Below are 19,304 nucleotides of genomic sequence, written 5' to 3'. Positions count from 1 at the left end.
GATGTAACTAAAATGGTTTTTGCCCGCCTCTGGCGGGTGCTACCTCAGGCCGCGTAGCGGACTCATCGAACCGGCGCGGACGCAGTCCGCTGTAGGGTCGTTCGCTTATGGAAACTGTCCACAGGACAGGTGACGTTTAGGTCAGTCATTTAAAGGAAAGTCTTTACTGTTTTTTAAAAGAGAGAAGATCAGAAGTTTAAAAGGATCATAGCGGTTTAGGAAAAGTTCGCTTGTCAGCTACTGCAGCCCCCGAATATAACTCATGGGAATTAACCTCTGTCAGTTAATGGGAATAACTCAGCGCTTACGTGCTGAAAGAAGCATTCCGGTGTTAACCGGCGCCGGTGATGTGGCAATTAGGGCCGCGGGAGTTTCCCGTCAGGGCGAATTATTTCATCGTTTTGTGGCCTCGCCTGCTCAATCTGAACTGCAGGCTGCCCGAGGGCCTGGCCTTGTTTGCGCTGGAACGACTCCGTGACTGAAACGCTTTTCTGCTGTTGACTGTCTCTGACGGTGAAACGCCGGCCGTCATTGTCCTGCAGATTATGCATCGAACCGGAATACAGCACTCTCCTGACCGCGTCAGCATTGCCTTTCACAAACTGGGCACCTTCACTTCTCCAGGCTGTCAGGGCAGCAGCAAGATCGTTATTGAAACGCTCAGACCGGGCATCAGAGGAGGTATACACCTCTACCCTGTTTCCAAAATCCGTGACAGCGGGCTGACCGTTTCTGAGGTAGGTAACGGAACCGTCGCGGCGCAGCTGCGTGTCATGCTCACTGGAGCGGAAAATCGGCGCGTCATCACCATGAGCGCAGACAATGACGGCTCCGGGAGTGGGACTGTTCTTCTCACTCTGACGGGCTTTGCGTTTTTCACGATAGGCCCAGCCGCGCATCTGGCTGAGTGCGGCAATGTCACCGTTTACCGCTTCACGCTCCACCCACTGTTTCCATGACAGTGGCCTGAACATGCCGGTTTCCGCCAGCACCTGGCGTTCCTCACGCAGTTGCAGGCGGAGAGTGGCCATGGCTTTCATCTTTTCAAACTCGGCCATGCGGTACATCAGCTTGCGCAGCAGCCGGTCACGGACCGTTTTACGGACATGTGCTTTCATGGCCACACAGTGTGAGTGGATCTGACGGAACCGCTCACGCGCCCTCAGGTCCGGTTTTTCCCAGCCCTCACGGTAGGCGTCAAAACGGGCGCGCAGAATTTCTCTGGCCACCGCCCTCGCCTCCCGACGCTCCTGACGCAAATCCTGATCGCGGACGTGAAGCTGGGGATTGTAGTGACTCAGGATACCGGTGATGCCATCCTGCGGACGCTCCGGATCAAATGCCGGCGGTGCAGGAGAGAATTCACCACACTTCGCCTCCATGGCCGGCAGACTGATGGCCGGATGTATGTCAGACGCTTTTACGCTCACACCGTCAGGCTGAAGCAGATCATAAACAGCCAGTCCGCCGCTCTGCTCACGCAGACCGAGACCGCGGGTATGCAGCATGGTGTGCAGCCATGGCCAGTCAAGCCGGTCATCCTGCTGTGCCTTGCTGATGACGTCGCGCACTTCACGCACGGCGTACCCGTGAAGACTTTCACGGTCGGAAAAAATCTCACGGCGCGCTGCACCACGCGGCGCGGCGGGCATGTCCCGTGGGGTACGGTGCAGGTCACCAAACTCATCCATATGCCAGCTGCCGTTGTCGACCTTAAAGCCTAAATCACGCTCCAGTACGCGACAGCATTTCTGCAGCGTGTCCGCATCGTTCCACATGTTCTGCGCCCTGAACGTTTCCGGATGAACGCGGTTAGCGGAGACGTGACAGTGGATGTTGTCAGTGTCTTTATGAATGGCAGCGACATACTGATGGTCTTTCATGCCCAGGCTTTCCAGGCAGTAACGCGCGGACTGAAAAATCGCATCAGCGGATGGATTTTCGTCTGACTGCCAGCTCAGGATGAAATGATAAACCGGATCCTTACAGTGACGGTTCTGCATGGCGGTCATGTTCATCTCTGCAGCAGCAGAACCCAGCGACCAGCAGTTGGTCTCGCACAGCACCTCACCGGAAGACACTCGCTGGATGCCCTCCGGTGAAATGCTGTGAACCTGAGTGACGGAGGCTGTGCTCTTACGTCCGACGTAGTTTACCAGCTGCCCGAATCCGGGAGTCGTCACGTACTCAGTATCGGGGGTATGCTCCGCTGTACCATCCGGTGTGACGACATCGCTGGCCTTCTTTTCCTGACGCGTACTGACGTACTCAACCAGCTTTTTGAAGCTGGTCTTTTTGTCACGACGCTTTGGCGGAATAATGACGTTCATCAGTCTGTAATCTCTTCAGCCGTTACCGGTGTCATGTCCAGGGCGTTAAGTGTATTAGTGATGGCCACAAGCACGTCAGAAAACTGGCGGCTCAGCTCTGTTGTCATGCTTTTCTCCATCTGCGTGAAGAGATGCTTTTGTAGTCCACCGAGACGTTTGACTTCATTCATCATGCGGATATCAGTCCGGACGGTTATGCGCCGGTTGAGCGCGGAACGCCTCAGCAGTTCCGATCGTGTCAGGCCTGCTGAGGCAGCCTTTTTGTCAATGGCCTCAAGCTCAGCTTCGGTACACCGCAGCTGAACAATCACGTTCCTCTGACGCTTTTCACTTTTCGCCATAACTCAACCTCAGCTCGGGACGGGGTGTCGGGGCAAAGCCCTGACCAGTCGTTTTGGCGTTACTGTCTGCGTGCAGACGGTAATGACAAAACATTTCCTGTCCCGTTATTAAATTCATAAAATGAATTTTGGCACTAAAGCGCCATGAAGTAAATGGCGTCATGGGAGGCAGGTGCTGGAATTTTCCGCGGGTTCGCGGCAGAATCATGGTTTTCAGGTTTTCCCACCAGAAGGTTTTATGGCTACACAGCAGTTTTTCACGCAGGAACAGATAAACGAGGCAAAATCCCGGCTGGAAAATTTGCCGGATTTGTCACCCACACGCATTACCAGAAATGAAGCGCTGGACAGCCTTCGCGGCACGATTCTGATGCTGGCAAAGGAAAAGGGCTATAACGCAAAAGACATAAAATCAGCGCTGGATGACATGCAGTTTGGTTTCAGTGAAAAGGCCATTTCTGATGTTATTAAAGAGAATGGAAAAGCCAAAAAACAGGCACGTGACAGGAAGGCGAGAAGTGGGGGAAACGGTGCAGGTAATGAGGTGCGTGACGCGGTAACGAAGTGATTATTCTCCCAAAAAAACGGGGGCTTTTCAGTGCCCCCGTTTCAGGAATCAGGATTTGAGTTCTTTCATTTTTTTTCGGCAAGGGACCACAGAAAACGGTTGTTTTTTATGTCGCCGTCAATGCCGTTTATCGCACGGGTTTTTGTCACTGCGCCCTTTGCGGTCTGGCCACGTAATCCGCCACGAATGATGTTTTCCTGGGTACGCTGATAAACAGTCCAGAGGTCATTCGGGTTGTCTGCCTTACGGCGGGGCTGCAAAACTGTATCAGCCGTGACCGGAATATGCTGACCATCATAGCGAAACGCCAGCGCCGTTTCGGCAAAGGCAACCTGTTCACGATGGTCAAGCCGGATAGGCTTCATTTAGTCGCGTGAATATTCAACCACCTGACTGACAATGTCGCCTTTATGCGGTACACGAATTTCGCCATACACTTCACCGCATACCATGCCGTTGGAACAGACGCTGCGAAACTGTCCGGGGATCATCTGGTAGCTGCTGCTGCCGTCATGGCTGTTCAGCAAAATAATTTCCGATACTTCTGAGGCAAGAATCTGATCACGTTGACACAGGCACAGCAGGTGTTTTGCATGACCGACACGCCCCTATCGCGCACGCGCTGCTGACAGGCATAGAACGGCTCTGCGCTTGCGGACGCAGTGCACTACGTGACGGACACGTGACCGAATTTCATCCGGAATCTCAAGTATATACTGATCGGTGTGACGATGGTGTTTATGAGATGATTTTCCGGCGGGCTTTACATCCCGGCGGAGGGTGTGATGATGCTGCGGTCAGCAGTTTTCATGATTTACTTCTTATTGCTGTTGATGTTCCAGACGGTCATTAGGTCGTAGCGTCCGGGCTGAAAGGACGGCCGGCGGATAACGGTGTAACCGATATCAAATTCGTAGACTGCGACCGGCCAGCCATCGCGCATGTAAACTTTCAGCGCGTCCGGTTCTTCTGTCGGCTCATCAATCACCACCAGCCCGTTAAAATCATCACGCGAGAGACCAGACGGTCCCAGGAATTCGCCGTGCGTCCATACGTAGTCGCACAGGTCCATAAAGGCATCGACGGGCAAATCCTGCGTGTTCGGGATGCCGGGGGCTGATACGTTTTTCATCATGAAATCCTCATGCTGTAAGATCCGGTTTGTGCAGCGCACTGCGGTATGACCGGAGGGCTGCGGGTGCCGAAAAAGACTTCCTCTGACGCGGCTTTTTTCTTTTTCCGGTCTGGCCTTTCGCGGCGAAGGGCAGAGTTGCAACGACGAAGAGAGGGCATAAAGGGGCGACGACAAAAAGTTTTTGCTGCCCCTGGCGAAAAGTTTTTGGCGGCGTACATTTCACCCCTTTCTGCCCGAACCGGCGGTGCTACGACAGGTCCTCCGCACAAGGCACGACCGGAACAGCAGGAAAGACGTCAGGAGGGGAATTTGCAGCCCGCCAAGCGGGCTGGCCACAGAGCCCCGGCAGCCCTTTGCCGGGGCGGTAAAGGCGACGGCGCCAGTCGTCAGCCGTCAGCAGCCATTGACGTTGACCTTCGCCATCAGACTCTATACAGCATGGCGGGTGTGCCGCCTTAGCGGAGTGAGCCTGACGACTGCCTGCCTGAGCAGGAGCCGAAGGGGGCCATGGCCCTGCCCGTGAAGTGGCATTTCGGTCAGTGAAAGTAAGAAATCGCAAGAAGCCGGGGGATAAAATTAAGACGACCAGATAACGTATGACAGGCACAAAAAAGTCGGACAAGACCGGTGCGCCAGCACCGGGTCTGTACAGCTTTTGAGGTATTTGCTACGCAGCTCAGTTTCAGACGAAAAAGTCGTGCCTTTCAGGGCGGGGGGTTAGTCAATACTGTTGACCCTGAAGGTGGACGCTTTCTTAATGCTGTCTTTATCCAGTGATTTTAGCGTTCAACAGGCGGATCTCGTCCTGGTCAATCCCTGCCAGTAGCTGCGCTACAGTTTTCCGCCCACGCGGTACCCGACGGGATGGGCGTATCTTAACGGCATCACCGTCTGTGCTGATGTTCATGAGTGTGCCAGCGCGCCAGCCAGCCCTTTCGGCGACCTCATCAGGAATGGTCAGAACAAGCCCCCTGCCCTTCTGCCTCAGTGTAGTGACTGACATACTTCCTCCGTAGTGGGTGATGTTGTCTGACAGCTTACAGAATTATACCGCTTAGCGATGTCAGCTATACCAAAATAAAGTCAGGAAGTGTTATTGATAAGAAATAATTATCATAGGGAGCTAAAATGAATCACACAGTGCAGGATGTACTCGATGCAGCAAATCAACAGAATTTTCCTTAACCCTTCACTATCGACGATGGTCAAAAAGTTCTTGATGCAAGCCCTTGGCGCATAAAAATAGGTAGATGCTATTTTATCTGGGATGATGTTGACGGGACCCTGACTATAAATTGCCCTGAAGAACCAAAGCTCGATCACAGGCATCCGGCAGACCCAAGAGCATCTAAATCCCGGGGACCCCGTTAGTCATCATAAAACAAAGCAATATTTACGCCTGTGAAATTTGCGTCAGCCCCTGCCTAGCGGGACTGACGCATAAAATTCAATATCCTGTAAACATTAATTCAGAAATTCACTCCTCATGCCGCCTTAATTGGCTTCGGCTTGTTCGGAACCAACCATGTGTCCATCCCCCGCACGGCCTGCGTTGATTCATCTGAGAGAAACCTCGCCTCAACACTCAATCTCCATAATGGCTCACCTTTAAGCGTCCAGCGGTCTAGCTGTTTCATCGAAGAAAAATGCTCACTCCATCGGTAAAACATACCCTCCAGAGCGTAATGGTTGACCTGCGAATCCGACCAGCGTGACACCCAGCTACCGACCGTTTCCGGCGAATGAAAGACCAGCTCGGTTTCGGCCTGAGCTTTGAGCGCCAGGTAAGCCCGTTCCTGATCATGAACCTGCTGTGTTATCTGGTTGGAATATTTTTCCTCCTGTAGTGCTGTTTTCATTCGCTGCCGTTCTGTCTGCTGGAAACGTTTTTCAGGGAAAATATCCCAGACCTCATAGCCGCTGAGCGGTAGCGGGCAGTGTGCTCCTGCACTCAGTATCAGCTTATCAATGGCTTTGAGCCACGACTGTTTCCGCCCCGAAAGTCAGACTCCTGTAGCCAGGGACAAAACACATGGACTTCCTTCAGCGTTACCCGCTTACTGTCCATCAGAAAGCGGAAAAACGCCCGTGCATAGGGGGGAATCTTGCGCGCTAATTTCTGCTCAACGTCAGCAATCGCCTGCATGGCGGCCCCCCTTTTGAGCGACAGCGGAACCAGAGACCGGTTTGTCGGGATCATACGTTTATCTCCTCCGCTAGGTAATCCGCCAGCCCGCTAACGTTGTAATCCATCAGACACACCTGCGCCCTTGCAGCGAGAACGGCACTGATGCGCGAAGGATCGCACGGCGTCAGCCGCCGGGGGACGTCGCGCACGCGTCCCCCGTCCGCCGACACATACACACGCTGGAGATTTCGCTAGGGCTGCACACACAGAGGTAAAACGCCTCATCCGGTGGCATAAAGCTCAGTTGCACCGAAAAGAAGCGGGCAAATTCGCTGCCGTATTCACCGCTAAGGCCGGTGTGTCAGCACCGGCTTATTCCGGCCCGCAGGGCAGCATTTTTTTGCATGGCCTAGCTGGCCGCTACAAGCTAAAAAAAAACCGCGCAATATGGCGCGGTCTTTCGGCTGTACCGTCCGGAAGTATGGGGATCAGAGCCGTGCCAGTGTCTGGAGGGTTTCAGGATTCTGCTGCACCATACGGATCAGCAAAACCGCCTGCGCGTTGGGCTTTGCCCTGCCCTGCTCCCAGTTCTGGTACGTGGTTTCGCCCGTATGAAGGTAATGGGCGAAAACCGCCTGAGACAGATTCAGTTTTTCGCGCACGTCGCGCAGCTCCTGCGGCGCTATCGTGGCAGGCTCGCGTCGGGTCGCCTTGTAGGATTTGAGCGTAATCTTGCCGTCCTGATGGTCTTTAAGCTCCTGCATCCCTGTCATGAGTTCACTGAAAATATCGCCTTTAGTCACGTCTCAGCCCTTTCTTAATCATATTCAGCGCGTCTGCCAAAGCATCACGCTGCTGTTTAGTCAAATCGTCACGCTGGTCTTTATCGTAAATGGTGAACAGGATGAACTGGCCTTTATCGTTCGTCCAGTAATAGATAACCCTGATCCCGCATCGGGTGCCTTTATTCCTGCGCTCGTCCCGGAAGCGGACTTTGCCGAGTCCGCCCGTATCGGTGATGATGTCGCCCTTTTCAGAGTTGGCCAGCAACATGTTCTGGAAGACACGAAACTGATCATCGTCAAGATATTCATGGCTGTACTTCTGAAAGCTGGTAAGTTTGATGAATGTTACTTGTATAATTTCATGTGTCCCCAACTAAGGGATAGTATACCCCTAGTTAGGGACACATCAAGAAAATCTGTTATGCATAACTCTCACTGAGCAGGGTTCTGAGTTCATTTTTTTCTGACTGCCAGAGATATAACGCGAGGCCATCCGCCTCAGTGAGAACAAGCCTTCGCGCCTCTGACCACGCATGGACGGAAGAAAGGGGCAGCCGGGGGAGGGCCAGTGTCCAGTTCGTCACGATTCCGGTGATCTCACTGGCTAAACGCCACAGCGTGCCCAAAATCAGTTCCTCCCGATCTTACTCATCCGGCTGGTTACAAGCACACGCAGTAAACTGAGACATGCCTTAATTTCTTTGAATTTTTGTTCTGAATAGAGAAAAATTATGAATAAAACGATTTTGACAGCAGCCGCCGTTGCAAGCGTTACGGCCTTCGTGCCGTTTATGGCTCAGGCATCTTATGCGTATGTGGGAACCTATAATCCTGATGGCGAAGGGGTTTATCGATTCACGATCAATGCGCAGGGTGAACTGTCGGGAAAAACGTTGGTGAGTCAACTGCCCAATCAGGCGCAGATGGTCGCGTCAGCCGATGGTAAACATCTCTATGTGGCCAGTGAGACCGAAAAAGGCAGTGTTACCGCTTATCAGATTGGCCCGGACGGCTCGCTCACGGCATTAAATCAGGTTGACACCCAAGGTAAGGGGCCGGTTTATCTGTCTCTGACACCCGACCAGCGTTACCTGATGGTCGCCAATTATGTCAGCGGCAGTATCACAGTGTTTGCGGTGACGTCAGAGGGTAAACTGAGCCAGGCCATTGATCATCATCAGGACAGTGGCCCGGCAGGCGCAGGCAAACCCGCGGCGGCGCCCGAGGGCAGCTTTGCTATTAGCGACCACAACGGTCCGCATGCACATATGGTCGCCAGCGATCATACGGGCCAGTTTGTGTACTCGACAGATCTGGGACTGGATCGCATTTACCAGTATCACCTGAATAAAGACGGTACGCTCACGCCCGGTAAACCCGCATGGATAAACGCCTCGTCAGCAGGAGCAGGCCCGCGCCATTTCGTCTTTAGCGCCGACGGCCGTGCGCTCTGGTTAGTCAATGAAGAAGCCTCGACGCTCACGCATTACCTTATTAATCCGCATACCGGTGCCTTGCAGGAAAAGGCCACGGTTTCTACGCTGCCTGCCGGTTATAAAGGCACCAGTTTTGCAGCCGGGTTAGTTATTGATAAGGCAGGGAAAAATCTTTACGTGGCCAACCGTCTGCATGACAGCATTGCGCACTTTGCGGTCAATGCTAACGGCACACTGACGCATAAGGATGATGTGTGGACGCGCGGTGATTACCCACGAACGCTGACGTTATCCCCCGATGGCAGCATGATTTACGTGATGAATCAGCGTAGCGATAACATCACCAGCTTCAGAGTGGATAAAGCGAGCGGTGCCATGACCTTTACCGGAAACTACGTTGCCGTTGGCGCGCCCTCTCAAATGGTTATTGTGCCCTGATGCATTATTCGGGTGCGGGTCATCAAAGCGACCTCACCTGCTGAAACGCGCCTACCCCACGATGATCTCTGGCGTCCCGCGCGGGCGGGATGCCAAACAGACGACTATATTCACGGGTAAACTGCGTCAAACTGTCATAACCCACCGTCGACGCAACGGCAGCGACGTTACCGGGCTGACGAAAGAGCAGATTACGCGCCGCATAAAGCCGCAGATGCTTTTGATACTGCAACGGAGAAAATCCGGTGCTGGCTTTAAAACGACGATGAAATACCGAGATACTCATGTTGGTCATATGCGCCAGTTGTTCAATGCGCACCGGCGAAGCATAGTGCGTTTTCAACCAGCTCACCGCACTGCGGATGGATAAAAAATAACCGCTTGTGTCAGCAGCCTGACGCAACAGCGCCCCCTGGGGGCCACGCAACAGGCGGTAAACAATTTCACGCTCCGTTAAGGGCGCCATCACAGCAATATCTTCGGGATGATGAATCAGACGCACCAGTCGCAACCAGGCATCCAGTAATGTTGCATCTGCATCCTCAACAGCAAACCCCGGTCCGTCCGGTGGTTCACTCACTAAGGGTGACACATGCAGTAATGCTCTTATCACGGCAAGATCGAATGTCAGGCGCACTGCCAGATAAGGCGCTGCATCGCTGGCACCCACAATCTTACCGCTTGCTGGCAGATCGACAGACGAGATAAAGGCCTGCCCGGCGCTATAGCGAAAGAGACGCGATCCAATCTGCAGTTGCTTCTCACCCTGCAGGATCAGGCTAATAAAGGGCGGATAAACCTCAGGCGGAAGAGCAAGAGGTTGCGTGACCCGGTAGATGTCCAGTCGTGGGATGGCCGAATGCGCGTTTGCATCCACAGGCCAGTCCTGCACACTCTCGCGCAGGGCGTCTAATGCCGTTGTCATAAGCTCAGCCTTACGCAGAATTAAGCAGAAACAGGCAAATAATAAGCAGAATTTAGGCCGCGCGGCAATGATGTGCGCACTAAAATCAGTGCGGAGAGTGCCGCAACCGGAGCGAGAAAAGCGATGAATATTAAAGGGGCAGTAATCATGATAACCGGCGCATCGTCGGGCATTGGTGCAGCAACCGCCCGGGCGGCTGCACAATCTGGCGCGCAGGTGGTACTTATCGCGCGACGTAAAGAACGCATTAGCGCGCTGGCGCAAACGTTGGGAAACGCCATAGCGATAGCCTGTGATGTGACGCGTCATGATGAGATTGCCAACGCCGTTCAGACCACGCTTAGCCATTTTGGGCACATTGACGCGTTAATCAACAATGCGGGGCAAGGGCTGCATGGTGCCATTGACACGATCGGCAGTGAGGACTTCATGGCACTGCTGGACGTAAATCTGGTTGCGCCACTCAGGATGATGCAGGCGGTCCTACCCGCGATGCGTCAGCAAGGACGCGGCAGCATTGTTAATGTCAGCTCAGGTGCAACGCTGGCAACCTATCCAGGCTCTGCGGCCTATACCAGCGCGAAAGCCGGACTGAATATGCTTTCACGTGTTGCCCGTCTGGAGCTGGCTTCTGAGGGGATCACGGTATCGACTTTCTATCCCTTTGTGACCGCGACAGAATTTTACCAGTCCGTTAAATCAGGCCGTGAGCAGGCCAGCGCGCAGGAAAAAGAGATTGCCGCCTTCGCGCATTCACCTGAAAAAGTCGCTGAAAGTCTGTTAATGCTACTTGAGAGCGGGGATGCCGAGCAGGATCTGGTGCCGGAAGCTTATGGTGGCAGCGTCCGCGACGCGTAAAAGGCCGGGAATACGCATCACCTTTACAGCCGCTTTTGTTTAGCAAACAGCGCGCCGATAACATGCCAGAGCGCATGGCTTTCGGCGCGCATGTGCACGAGCCATACCTGCTTCGCGCCTCTGCCAGACGGAGATCACCAACGAGCGTGATCAGCCCCGGCGGTAATCGCTATCCGGGGCCCGAAACCGCTCCCGCTTCAGACGTTCTCTTCCCTTATCACCGCAACCCGCTGTCCCGCGCGCACAGCACTGCCTGGCTGCACGTTTATCTGCTGAATGATGCCGTCGCACGGCGCCAGCAGCGGAATCTCCATTTTCATGGATTCCAGCACGACCAGCACATCCCCCGCACGCACGCGACTTCCCGCCGTGGTTTGCACCTGCCAGAGATTGCCGGAAACCGGGCTTTCGACGCCCTGTTCGTCCTGCTGTAATGACCTATCGCCGCCCTCTTCCACCACGCTTTCCTGGCTGTCGAAATAAGCCTGCCCGCTGGCGATCCAGCGATCGCGTTCCGCATTAAACGCCTTTTGCTGATGGTCACGAAACGCCGCGATGCTCTGCGCCTCCTGAGCAAGAAACTGCTGATAATCGCTTAACCGCAGCGTGCTGTGCTCAATGCGCAGCGGATAGCGTCCCAGTGGAAAATCGCGGCGGATTTGCATCAGTTCCCCGGCGGATACGGGGTAAAAACGCAGTTGATCGAAGAAGCGCAGTAGCCAGGGTTTTCCGGCAAAATCGATGACGTCGCGATAGCGGTTCCACATCTGAAGCGTGCGGCCCACAAACTGATAGCCACCGGGCCCTTCCATACCGTAAACGCACAGGTAAGCCCCACCGATACCGACCGAATTTTCTGCCGTCCAGGTACGCGCCGGATTATATTTTGTGGTGACAAGACGATGGCGCGGATCCAGCGGTGTCGCTACCGGCGCGCCAAGATAGACATCGCCCAGCCCCATAACCAGGTAGCTGGCTTCAAATACCGTTTTCCAGACCGCCTGCTCGTCAGGCAGATCGTTAATCCGACGAATAAACTCCAGGTTGCTGGGGCACCACGGCGCATCAGGACGTACCGTAGTCATGTATTTTTCAATCGCCTGACGGCAGGCGGGATCGTCCCAGGAAAGCGGCAGATGCACCACGCGCGTCGGCACCTGCAGATCATCATGCATACAAACTGCGAGCCACTCGCCGCGCACCCATGCCAACAGCGCGTCATGGATGAGAATTTCAGGCTGAAAATGGATTTGCAGCGAACGGATCCCCGGCGTGATATCAATCACCCCGTCTTTTGCATGCGCTTCCAGCGCCTGCATCAGGGCATGAATGCGAAAACGCAGAACCAGGTCCAGTTCCGGCTCCCCGGCTTCGAGGAGCAGATGCGTATCGCCCGAAAGCCGCGCCACCAGGCGCTTATCGGCCTCGCCGCAGGTCATAACAATCGGCGAGGTCAGCGGCGCAGGTTGCCAGGCCGTCTCCTGCGCGCAGAGCGTTGCCAGCGCCTGGCGTTGCTCCCGGGCCAGCTGACGCGCGGTGGGCAAATCCACTGCGGTAAAGCGCACGTTATCACCGGCTTTCAGTTGCCCCAGTTGCCAGAGGTCGGCTTCTATAACCGTGACCGGACAAACGAAGCCTCCCAGACTGGGTCCATCCGGGCCCAGAATTACCGGCATATCGCCGGTAAAATCAACCGCGCCAATAGCGTAGGGGTTATCGTGAATATTCGACGGGTGCAGTCCGGCTTCGCCGCCGCTGTCGCGGCTCCAGTCAGGCTTAGGTCCAATCAGACGAACGCCCGTGCGACTGGAGTTGAAATGCACTTCCCAGTCCGTGGCAAAAAAGGTGGCGATATAGTCCGGCGTAAAAAACTCCGGCGCGCCATGGGGGCCATAAATCACCCGCAAGGTGCGGACCTGCGGAAGATTCGTACGCAAAGCCAGAGGAAGTTTCGTGCCCGCCTGCGCCGTCTGCGGTGCCAGGTGCAGGATATCACCGCTGCGCAGGGCGCGTCCGGCATGACCACCAAACTGGCCGAGCGTAAAGGTGCTTTTGCTGCCTAAATACGTTGGCACCTGAATACCGCCGCTCAGGCAAAGATAGCTTCGCACGCCCGCACCGTTTACGGCACCCAGCTTTAGCGTTGCCCCGGCGGATATCGTAAACACACAATCCATCGGCACGGGCTGACCATCCAGGGTAGCGCTCAGCGATGCACCGCAAATCACCGCCTCAATGGCGGTGTTAAATTTCAGGGTGGGTCCGGTGAGGGTGATTTCCAGCGCGGCTTCGCCCTCCTCATTCCCCAGCAGCCGGTTGCCTGAACGCAGGGCGCGATCATCCATCGGCCCTGATGGCGGTACGCCGACTGCCCAGTACCCCAGACGGCCCGGGTAATCCTGAACGCTGGTTTGCGTACCGGCACTCAGCACCTCAACTGTCGCCGCCTGATAACACAGTTGCTCCAGACAACGGGTCCAGGGTTCTCCCTGGACAAAGGGCGCAAACGCCAGGATTTGCTGCAGATAGAGGCGATTGGTTTCAACACCGTACAAACGCGTCTCCCCTAGCGCCTGCGAAAGCGTGGCAATGGCCTCATCGCGGCTGGGCCGCCAGGCGATCATTTTTGCCAGTAGCGGATCAAAAAACGGCGGCACTTCACAGCCGGCTTCGACCCAGTGATCAATGCGCAGGCTGGCATTCTCGGTTTCGGGAAAGGCTACCTCCGTGAGCAGTCCGGGGGAAGGCTGAAACTGCCGTCCCGGATCTTCCGCATAAACCCGTGCCTGAACAGCATGGCCCTGTGGCTGAAGCCCCGCGGCCAGCTCGCGCAGCGGCGGCAAGGTGCCCGCCGCCAGTTCAATCATCCATTTCACCAGGTCAACACCCCAGACCTGTTCCGTTACGCCATGCTCTACCTGAAGGCGGGTATTGACCTCCAGGAAGTAAAACTGGCGGGCGACGCTGTCATAAACAAACTCCACCGTGCCCGCACTGCGATAGTTTACCGCTTTACCCAGCGCAACCGCCGCCTCGCACAGCGCCTGCGCCATTCCTTCGGGCAGATTGGGCGCGGGGGTTTCTTCGATGACCTTTTGATTACGCCGCTGCACCGAGCAGTCACGCACGCCCAGCGCGATAACCTCACCCAGTCCGTCGCCGAAAATCTGTACCTCAAGGTGGCGCGCCCGTTCGATATAGTTTTCGAGAAACACGCCGGCGTCGCTGAAGTTGTTTTGCCCCAGCCGCTGTACCGTATCGAACGCGTCGGCCAGCTCGTGCGCATCGCGGCAAACGCGCATGCCAATTCCGCCGCCGCCCGCGGTGCTTTTCAGCATCACCGGATAACCGACTGTCCCGGCGACACGGCAGGCTTCGGCGGCATCGGCCAGTAATTCGCTGCCTTCCAGTAAGGGCACACCTTCGGCTTTCGCCAGGGCCCGGGCCGTGTGCTTCAGGCCAAAGGTTCGCAACTGCTGCGGCGTTGGGCCGACAAAAATCAGTCCTGCGGCCTCACAGGCTTCCGCGAACGCGGCATTTTCAGAGAGAAAACCGTAGCCCGGATGAATGGCCTGTGCGCCACTTTGCTGCGCTGCGGCGATAATTTTTTCGGCGACCAGATAGGTTTGCGCCGCCGGGCCGTCGCCAAGGCTTAACGCTTCATCCGCGTCGCGAATATGCAGGCTACCGAGATCGGCTTCGGCATACACAGCCACACCCTTCACCTGCATGGCACGTAGGGTGCGCAAAATGCGGCAGGCAATCGCGCCACGGTTGGCAATCAGTAAGGTATCAAACATAAGCGGAACTCTCAGGGAAGCGGGCCGTCCCGCACAAAGTCGATATGTCCCCGGGGCCGTCCCCGGGGCTGATGTTGTTCAGGCGCGCGTAACGCTCAGCCGCGCCGGACTCAGTTCCACACCAGTACCTCGGCGGGTGTAGGGTTCCAGCCGTTGCAGGGGTTGTTTAACTGCGGACAGTTAGAGATCAAAACCACCGCATTACACTCAGCACGCAGTTCAACGTATTTACCGGCCGCAGAGATGCCGTCCTCAAAGGTCAGTCCCCCTTGCGGGGTAACAGGGACATTCATAAAAAAGTTGATGTTGGCACCGATATCGCGTTTATGCAGACGGCCATCGTGCAGACAGGCACAGAGAAAATTATCCCGGCAGCTGTGCATATAGCGCTTGTCATGAGCATAGCGCACAGTATTACTTTCCTGCGCACAAGCCCCACCCAACGTATCGTGACGGCCGCAGGTATCGGCGACAATAGTCAGCAACGGATTGCCCAGATTGGAATAGAGTACGCTGCCGGTGGTCAGGTAAGCCTTACCCTGACGGCGTAGTGTACGTTGAGGATCGTAACGTTCACGCGGGTTATCCGCGTTGTAAAACAGCGTATCGATCGCCTGATTCCCTTCCAAATCGAGCAGACGCAGTGTTTGCCCTTTTTTAACCTCAAACAGCCAGGGCTCTCCCGCCGGGATCACGTGACGGTACACGGCATCTTCAGGGCGGCGGTCGCTGGAAATCATGGTCATCACTGCCTCCTTACAGGGCAAAAAGTTGGGTATTGCGAATCGCGCGCTGGTTTTCATCGCGGATAAACAACGCTTCGGTAGCGGCCTGTTCGTCATCCGCCTGATACCAGCTCAGCTGAATGGGGCGCGGGGCATAGTCCGGGGCAGGATCCATCGGATGTGGCAGCGCGGTCAAAACGATCAGAACGTCCATAGGGGCAAACAACTCAACAAAATCCCCTGCGCGACTGTTCGCTGTGATGAAGTGGAAGTAGCCATCTTCATCTACAGTGACTTTGCTGAAGAAGTTAACGACCATGAGCAGATCTTCCAGACCCAAATCCCATTTGCCCATTTCGACCAACAGATTATCGACGCCGTTACGATGGAAGCCATTCCGCAGCTCCTGATAGCGCCCCGTGCCATATTTTTCGTGCGTTTCTGCCGCGTTCAGTACGCCACTAAACGGGTCGTGCCAGCCACAGCTGTCCGCCACGATTCCGGCGAGTACGCGGCCCATATCGGAGTAGAAACAGTGCCCGATGGTGAGCCGGGCAGTATGCTGACCCTTTAGCGTATCCGGCAGATTCAGGCGTTCACTTTTTTCGTGGGGATTGAGCATCATCATGCTGACGTTAGCGCCGCCGTCGAGATCGGTCAGGCGCAGGATCTGTCCTTTACGCAGAATGAGTGAGGTATGCGCCCCGCCGGGAAGCCGCTCTTCGCGCAGGCTGGGAGCCGAGTGAAAACGTGCGGTCATTGCTGTCTCCTTAATGCATAAACGTTGTCTTTACTGTCTGCCATTATCTGTGCCATTCGCGCCTCATTAAGCGGAATGTCGTAAGTAATACGTGCGCCCCAGGCATCAGGGGCCTGGGGATCGTGACGGACTTTGTCGAATACCAGTAGCCGGGTACCCAGGTTGAAGCCTTCGGCAAGATCGTGGGTGACCATAAACACCGTCATACGGGTTTCACTCCATAGTTGAAGCAACAGCGCATGCATATCTTTGCGAATGCCGGGATCCAGTGCGCCAAAAGGTTCATCAAGCAACAGCATGCGCGGTTGCATGATGAATGCCTGGGCAATCGCCAGCCTTTGCTGCATGCCGCCGGAGAGCTGCGCCGGATATTTATCCAGTGCATTTCCCAGCCCCACCTTCTCCAGCATCGCGCGCGCCTGCTGGCGGGCCTCGCGTTTCCGGGCACCAAACAGGCGGCCAAACAGCGGGGAAGCAGGTAACTCAAGTCCCGTCGCGACGTTATCCAGGACGTTGAGATGGGGAAACACGGAGTAGCGCTGAAACACGACGCCGCGGCTACGGTCTGGTTCTGTTGCCAGAGCCTGGCCATCCAGCGTGATCTCTCCCCGGGTAGGTTTCTCCTGACCCAGCAGCAGGCGTAAAAATGTCGACTTTCCGCAGCCCGATGCACCGACCAGGGAGCAGAATTCACCCTCTTTAACCTGTAAATTGATACGCTCCAGCACTACATGATCGCCGTACTCCTGCCAGATATTCCTGATGCTGATAAAACTCATTTCCGGTCTCCTTCCGCCCAGGGGAAACAGGCGTTGTGCAACCTGCGCAGGCCCAGATCCATCAGCCATGCCAGCAGCGTGATCCAGATGACATAAGGAATAATCACATCCATCGCCATGTAACGCCGTACGAGGAAAATGCGATAGCCGAGCCCGGCGGTCGCCGAAATCGCTTCAGAAGAGATTAAAAACAGCCAGGCCGATCCCAGCAGCAGACGTAGCGAGGTAATAAGCCGCGATAACAGCTGCGGCAGGACAACCCGCAGCACAACCGTCCAGCTATTCGCCCCCAGGGTTTGCGCTTTGATAAAGAGTTCTGCCGGGATTTCCCGCGCCCGGTGTTCAAGATCGCGCGCGAGCATCGGCGTAATGCCAATGACGATAAGCATCACTTTTGACAACTCATCCAGGCCGAAAACAATAAACAGCACGGGCAGAATCGCCAGCGGCGGAATCATCGAGACAACCGTCAGCAGGGGTGACAGGGCGGCGCGGGACAGCGGGAACACCCCTGCGGCGATACCCAGACACAGGCCGATCAACGAGGAGAGCGCCAGCCCCAGCAGCAGGCGGCTCAGGCTGGTAAACGTATCGGTCCACAGCAGGTATTCACCACTGCGCTTATCCGGCGTGAAAGCCATCCGGTCAATGGCATCAATCATCTGCGACAGGCCGGGCAGCAGTTTGTCCTGCGGATTGGCTTCGAGCCGCACCGCCGACCCGATAAACCAGGCGGCGATAATCAGCACGAAGGGCAACAGCATTAGCGTCAGGCGCATGCCCTGGCGGGGATAGCGGTTGATGAGGCGCATGGCACGAACTCCCGTGGTCAGTGGTTACAACTTGCCCGCGGCGGCCAGCTTCAGATAGCTGTCGTCGAAGCGCAGCTTGCTGTTAGCCCTGTCGCCAATGGTGACGTTGCCCGGGAACGTCATGCCGATAAAGTCAGCGCTCTGTGCGCCCTGACCCAGCAGCCCTTTATCAAAGGAGAATGTCGCCACGCGCTGCATGGTTTTTGGTAATTCCGGGGAAGAAATAAAGGCCAGCGTTTCGGCAGGTGTCCAGAACAGGTGGGTCGTTTTCAGCTGGGCCTGATAGCCCGCAAGGTCGGTACCGGAATCAGCAGCCATCTCACTCAGCACTTTTGTATCGCCTGCGTGCATTTTTGCCATCATTTCAAACCAGGCTCCGGTCAGCGCTTTGCCGAGAGCCGGGTTATCTTTCAGCGTCTGGGTGTTCACCACCATCATGTCGATGAGTTCACCGGGGACCTGGGAGGAGCTGAACACTTCAGTGGTTTGTGGTGTCTTTTTGATGACGGACAGTTGCGGGTTCCAGGCGACCACCGCCCGCACGTTGCTGGTGCCAAAAGCCGAGACGATATCCGCATCCGAGGTATTGACGACCTTCACGTCCTTTTCCTGCAGTCCGGCTTTTTCCAGTCCGCGAACCAGAAGATAGTGCGATACCGACAGCTCAGGTAAATAGACCGACATGCCCTTCAGGTCGCTGAGTTTTTTATTCACCCCTTTCAGGACTATACCGTCGTTGCCATCGGAATAGCTGCCGGTGATCAGCGCAGTCGAATCCACGCCGCCTGCCGCCGGGATAGTCAGCGCATCCATATTAGTCATGGTGCAGCCGTCAAACTGTCCCGCTGTATACTGGTTAATGGATTCGATGTAGTCGTTGAGTTGAACGATATTGATTTTGATGCCGTATTTGCTGGCCCATTTATCAATAATTTTTTCATTACTGATGGTGCCCCAGGGCATCCAGCCCGCATAGATCGTCCAGCAGATGTTGAATTCTTTTTTGACCGCGGCGAAGGAAGGAAAGCTGATCAGCAAGATCAGTGACAGCAAAAGCGTGCGGATGAACGACGTTGTTTTCATGGTTAACCTCTGGTTGGCACAAAAAAGGAGCAGCGCGACACCTCACGGTGCTGCTGTCTCCCGGGCTTTTGTCCCGCCGTGTAACCTCGCAGAGGTCGCCAGCTCTCGGACCAGACATTCACCTGCGTGAACCGGAACCCTAGCCAGCTATTGCTATCAGATTATGTGTTGCGCTGCGTACTGTTCACAGTTTTGCAATTGACGTGCCAGAAATCATGTTGCCAGAAATCAGGCAATTACCCGATTTTCAGGCCGCTAAGCACCAGAATGATGAGTAATGAATGTGCGTTGCACATTCTCGGTGCCGGTACAGAACAGAAAGACGAAATGGGGTGACATCGCACGTAACCGCATCTGTTTGCCTGACTTAAGGTGTGGTGGCTGGGGCATTTGACTCAGAG

General features: G+C 55.4%; 18 protein-coding genes, 2 pseudogenes and 1 riboswitch. Of the genes and pseudogenes, 3 read left to right on the top strand and 17 right to left on the bottom strand.

The features are described from left to right. Nucleotides 1-356 precede the first annotated feature (356 nt). On the bottom strand, nt 357-2,330 hold the full coding sequence (traI, locus tag RAC65_RS12735) for a TraI/MobA(P) family conjugative relaxase (RefSeq protein ID WP_375096774.1): 1,974 nt from the start codon (nt 2,328-2,330) through the stop codon (nt 357-359). Then, entirely contained in the window at nt 2,330-2,671 is a 342-nt protein-coding gene (gene mobA / locus RAC65_RS12730; RefSeq protein ID WP_347449434.1) for a plasmid mobilization protein MobA, read from the bottom strand. The genes traI and mobA overlap by 1 nt, the downstream gene beginning before the upstream one ends. A gap of 238 nt (nt 2,672-2,909) precedes the next feature. On the opposite strand from mobA, the gene RAC65_RS12725 reads away from it, so the two are divergent. Continuing rightward, nucleotides 2,910-3,239: a hypothetical protein gene (locus RAC65_RS12725; protein WP_375096773.1), complete on the top strand. Its 330-nt coding sequence runs from the start codon at nt 2,910-2,912 to the stop codon at nt 3,237-3,239. A 65-nt stretch (nt 3,240-3,304) separates the two neighbouring features. On the opposite strand, the pseudogene RAC65_RS12720 reads toward RAC65_RS12725, so the two are convergent. The 8 genes and pseudogenes from RAC65_RS12720 to RAC65_RS12685 form a co-directional block, all read right to left on the bottom strand. Continuing rightward, nucleotides 3,305-3,885 (bottom strand): annotated as a pseudogene (locus RAC65_RS12720) (DUF932 domain-containing protein); the annotation flags it as partial. Between the two features lie 168 nt (nt 3,886-4,053). Beyond that, a complete protein-coding gene (locus RAC65_RS12715; protein ID WP_375096772.1) occupies nt 4,054-4,374 on the bottom strand; it encodes a hypothetical protein in 321 nt (106 codons plus the stop codon). Between the two features lie 766 nt (nt 4,375-5,140). Further along, nucleotides 5,141-5,377, bottom strand: coding sequence for an AbrB/MazE/SpoVT family DNA-binding domain-containing protein (locus tag RAC65_RS12710; RefSeq protein WP_058702444.1), 237 nt, complete (start codon nt 5,375-5,377; stop codon nt 5,141-5,143). 481 nt (nt 5,378-5,858) lie between these two features. Next, entirely contained in the window at nt 5,859-6,329 is a 471-nt protein-coding gene (locus RAC65_RS12705; protein ID WP_375096779.1) for a plasmid SOS inhibition protein A, read from the bottom strand. 2 nt (nt 6,330-6,331) lie between these two features. Continuing rightward, complete coding sequence (locus RAC65_RS12700; RefSeq protein WP_347449430.1) at nt 6,332-6,574, bottom strand: hypothetical protein; 243 nt, start codon at nt 6,572-6,574, stop codon at nt 6,332-6,334. A gap of 112 nt (nt 6,575-6,686) precedes the next feature. Continuing rightward, nucleotides 6,687-6,839: pseudogene (locus RAC65_RS12695) on the bottom strand (hypothetical protein); the annotation flags it as partial. Nucleotides 6,840-6,990: 151 nt separating this feature from the next. Further along, on the bottom strand, nt 6,991-7,305 hold the full coding sequence (locus RAC65_RS12690) for a helix-turn-helix domain-containing protein (RefSeq protein ID WP_375094268.1): 315 nt from the start codon (nt 7,303-7,305) through the stop codon (nt 6,991-6,993). Beyond that, nucleotides 7,298-7,555 (bottom strand): toxin, encoded by a 258-nt coding sequence (locus RAC65_RS12685; protein ID WP_375094266.1) that lies wholly within the window; start codon nt 7,553-7,555, stop codon nt 7,298-7,300. The genes RAC65_RS12690 and RAC65_RS12685 overlap by 8 nt, the downstream gene beginning before the upstream one ends. A 463-nt stretch (nt 7,556-8,018) precedes the next feature. Between RAC65_RS12685 and RAC65_RS12680 the strand changes: the two genes are divergently transcribed. Beyond that, the gene (locus tag RAC65_RS12680) at nt 8,019-9,161 is read left to right on the top strand and encodes a lactonase family protein (RefSeq protein ID WP_375096771.1); all 1,143 of its coding nucleotides are present in this window, start codon (nt 8,019-8,021) and stop codon (nt 9,159-9,161) included. A 22-nt stretch (nt 9,162-9,183) separates the two neighbouring features. Here RAC65_RS12680 and RAC65_RS12675 read toward each other — a convergent pair whose 3' ends face one another. Beyond that, entirely contained in the window at nt 9,184-10,086 is a 903-nt protein-coding gene (locus RAC65_RS12675) for an AraC family transcriptional regulator N-terminal domain-containing protein (protein WP_375096770.1), read from the bottom strand. A gap of 147 nt (nt 10,087-10,233) precedes the next feature. On the opposite strand from RAC65_RS12675, the gene RAC65_RS12670 reads away from it, so the two are divergent. Next, the gene (locus RAC65_RS12670) at nt 10,234-10,944 is read left to right on the top strand and encodes an SDR family oxidoreductase (RefSeq protein ID WP_289368239.1); all 711 of its coding nucleotides are present in this window, start codon (nt 10,234-10,236) and stop codon (nt 10,942-10,944) included. A 197-nt stretch (nt 10,945-11,141) separates the two neighbouring features. Here the strand turns inward: RAC65_RS12670 and uca are convergent, their stop codons facing one another. The 6 genes from uca to RAC65_RS12640 form a co-directional block, all read right to left on the bottom strand. Beyond that, nucleotides 11,142-14,744, bottom strand: coding sequence for an urea carboxylase (uca, locus tag RAC65_RS12665; RefSeq protein ID WP_375096769.1), 3,603 nt, complete (start codon nt 14,742-14,744; stop codon nt 11,142-11,144). Between the two features lie 110 nt (nt 14,745-14,854). Beyond that, entirely contained in the window at nt 14,855-15,490 is a 636-nt protein-coding gene (locus RAC65_RS12660) for an urea amidolyase associated protein UAAP2 (protein ID WP_039339340.1), read from the bottom strand. Between the two features lie 10 nt (nt 15,491-15,500). Then, nucleotides 15,501-16,229, bottom strand: coding sequence for an urea amidolyase associated protein UAAP1 (locus RAC65_RS12655; protein ID WP_058702452.1), 729 nt, complete (start codon nt 16,227-16,229; stop codon nt 15,501-15,503). Next, nucleotides 16,226-17,008 carry an ABC transporter ATP-binding protein gene (locus RAC65_RS12650; protein WP_375096768.1) on the bottom strand — a complete coding sequence of 261 codons (783 nt, stop codon included), beginning with the start codon at nt 17,006-17,008 and terminating at the stop codon, nt 16,226-16,228. Before RAC65_RS12650 ends, RAC65_RS12655 begins: the two co-directional genes overlap by 4 nt. After that, nucleotides 17,005-17,820, bottom strand: a complete 816-nt coding sequence (locus RAC65_RS12645; protein WP_058702454.1) for an ABC transporter permease — start codon at nt 17,818-17,820, stop codon at nt 17,005-17,007. Before RAC65_RS12645 ends, RAC65_RS12650 begins: the two co-directional genes overlap by 4 nt. 24 nt (nt 17,821-17,844) lie before the next feature. Beyond that, on the bottom strand, nt 17,845-18,903 hold the full coding sequence (locus RAC65_RS12640) for a putative urea ABC transporter substrate-binding protein (protein WP_058708848.1): 1,059 nt from the start codon (nt 18,901-18,903) through the stop codon (nt 17,845-17,847). Nucleotides 18,904-18,958: 55 nt separating this feature from the next. Beyond that, a riboswitch (guanidine-I (ykkC/yxkD leader) is annotated at nt 18,959-19,057 on the bottom strand. Between the last annotated feature and the right edge of the window lie 247 nt (nt 19,058-19,304).

Origin of the sequence: Pantoea sp. BS_8, assembly GCF_041954965.1 — a bacterium.
Classification (GTDB): domain Bacteria; phylum Pseudomonadota; class Gammaproteobacteria; order Enterobacterales; family Enterobacteriaceae; genus Pantoea; species Pantoea stewartii.
The sequence above is the reverse complement of the archived record's forward strand: the minus strand, read 5'-3'. Positions and strand labels throughout refer to the sequence as shown.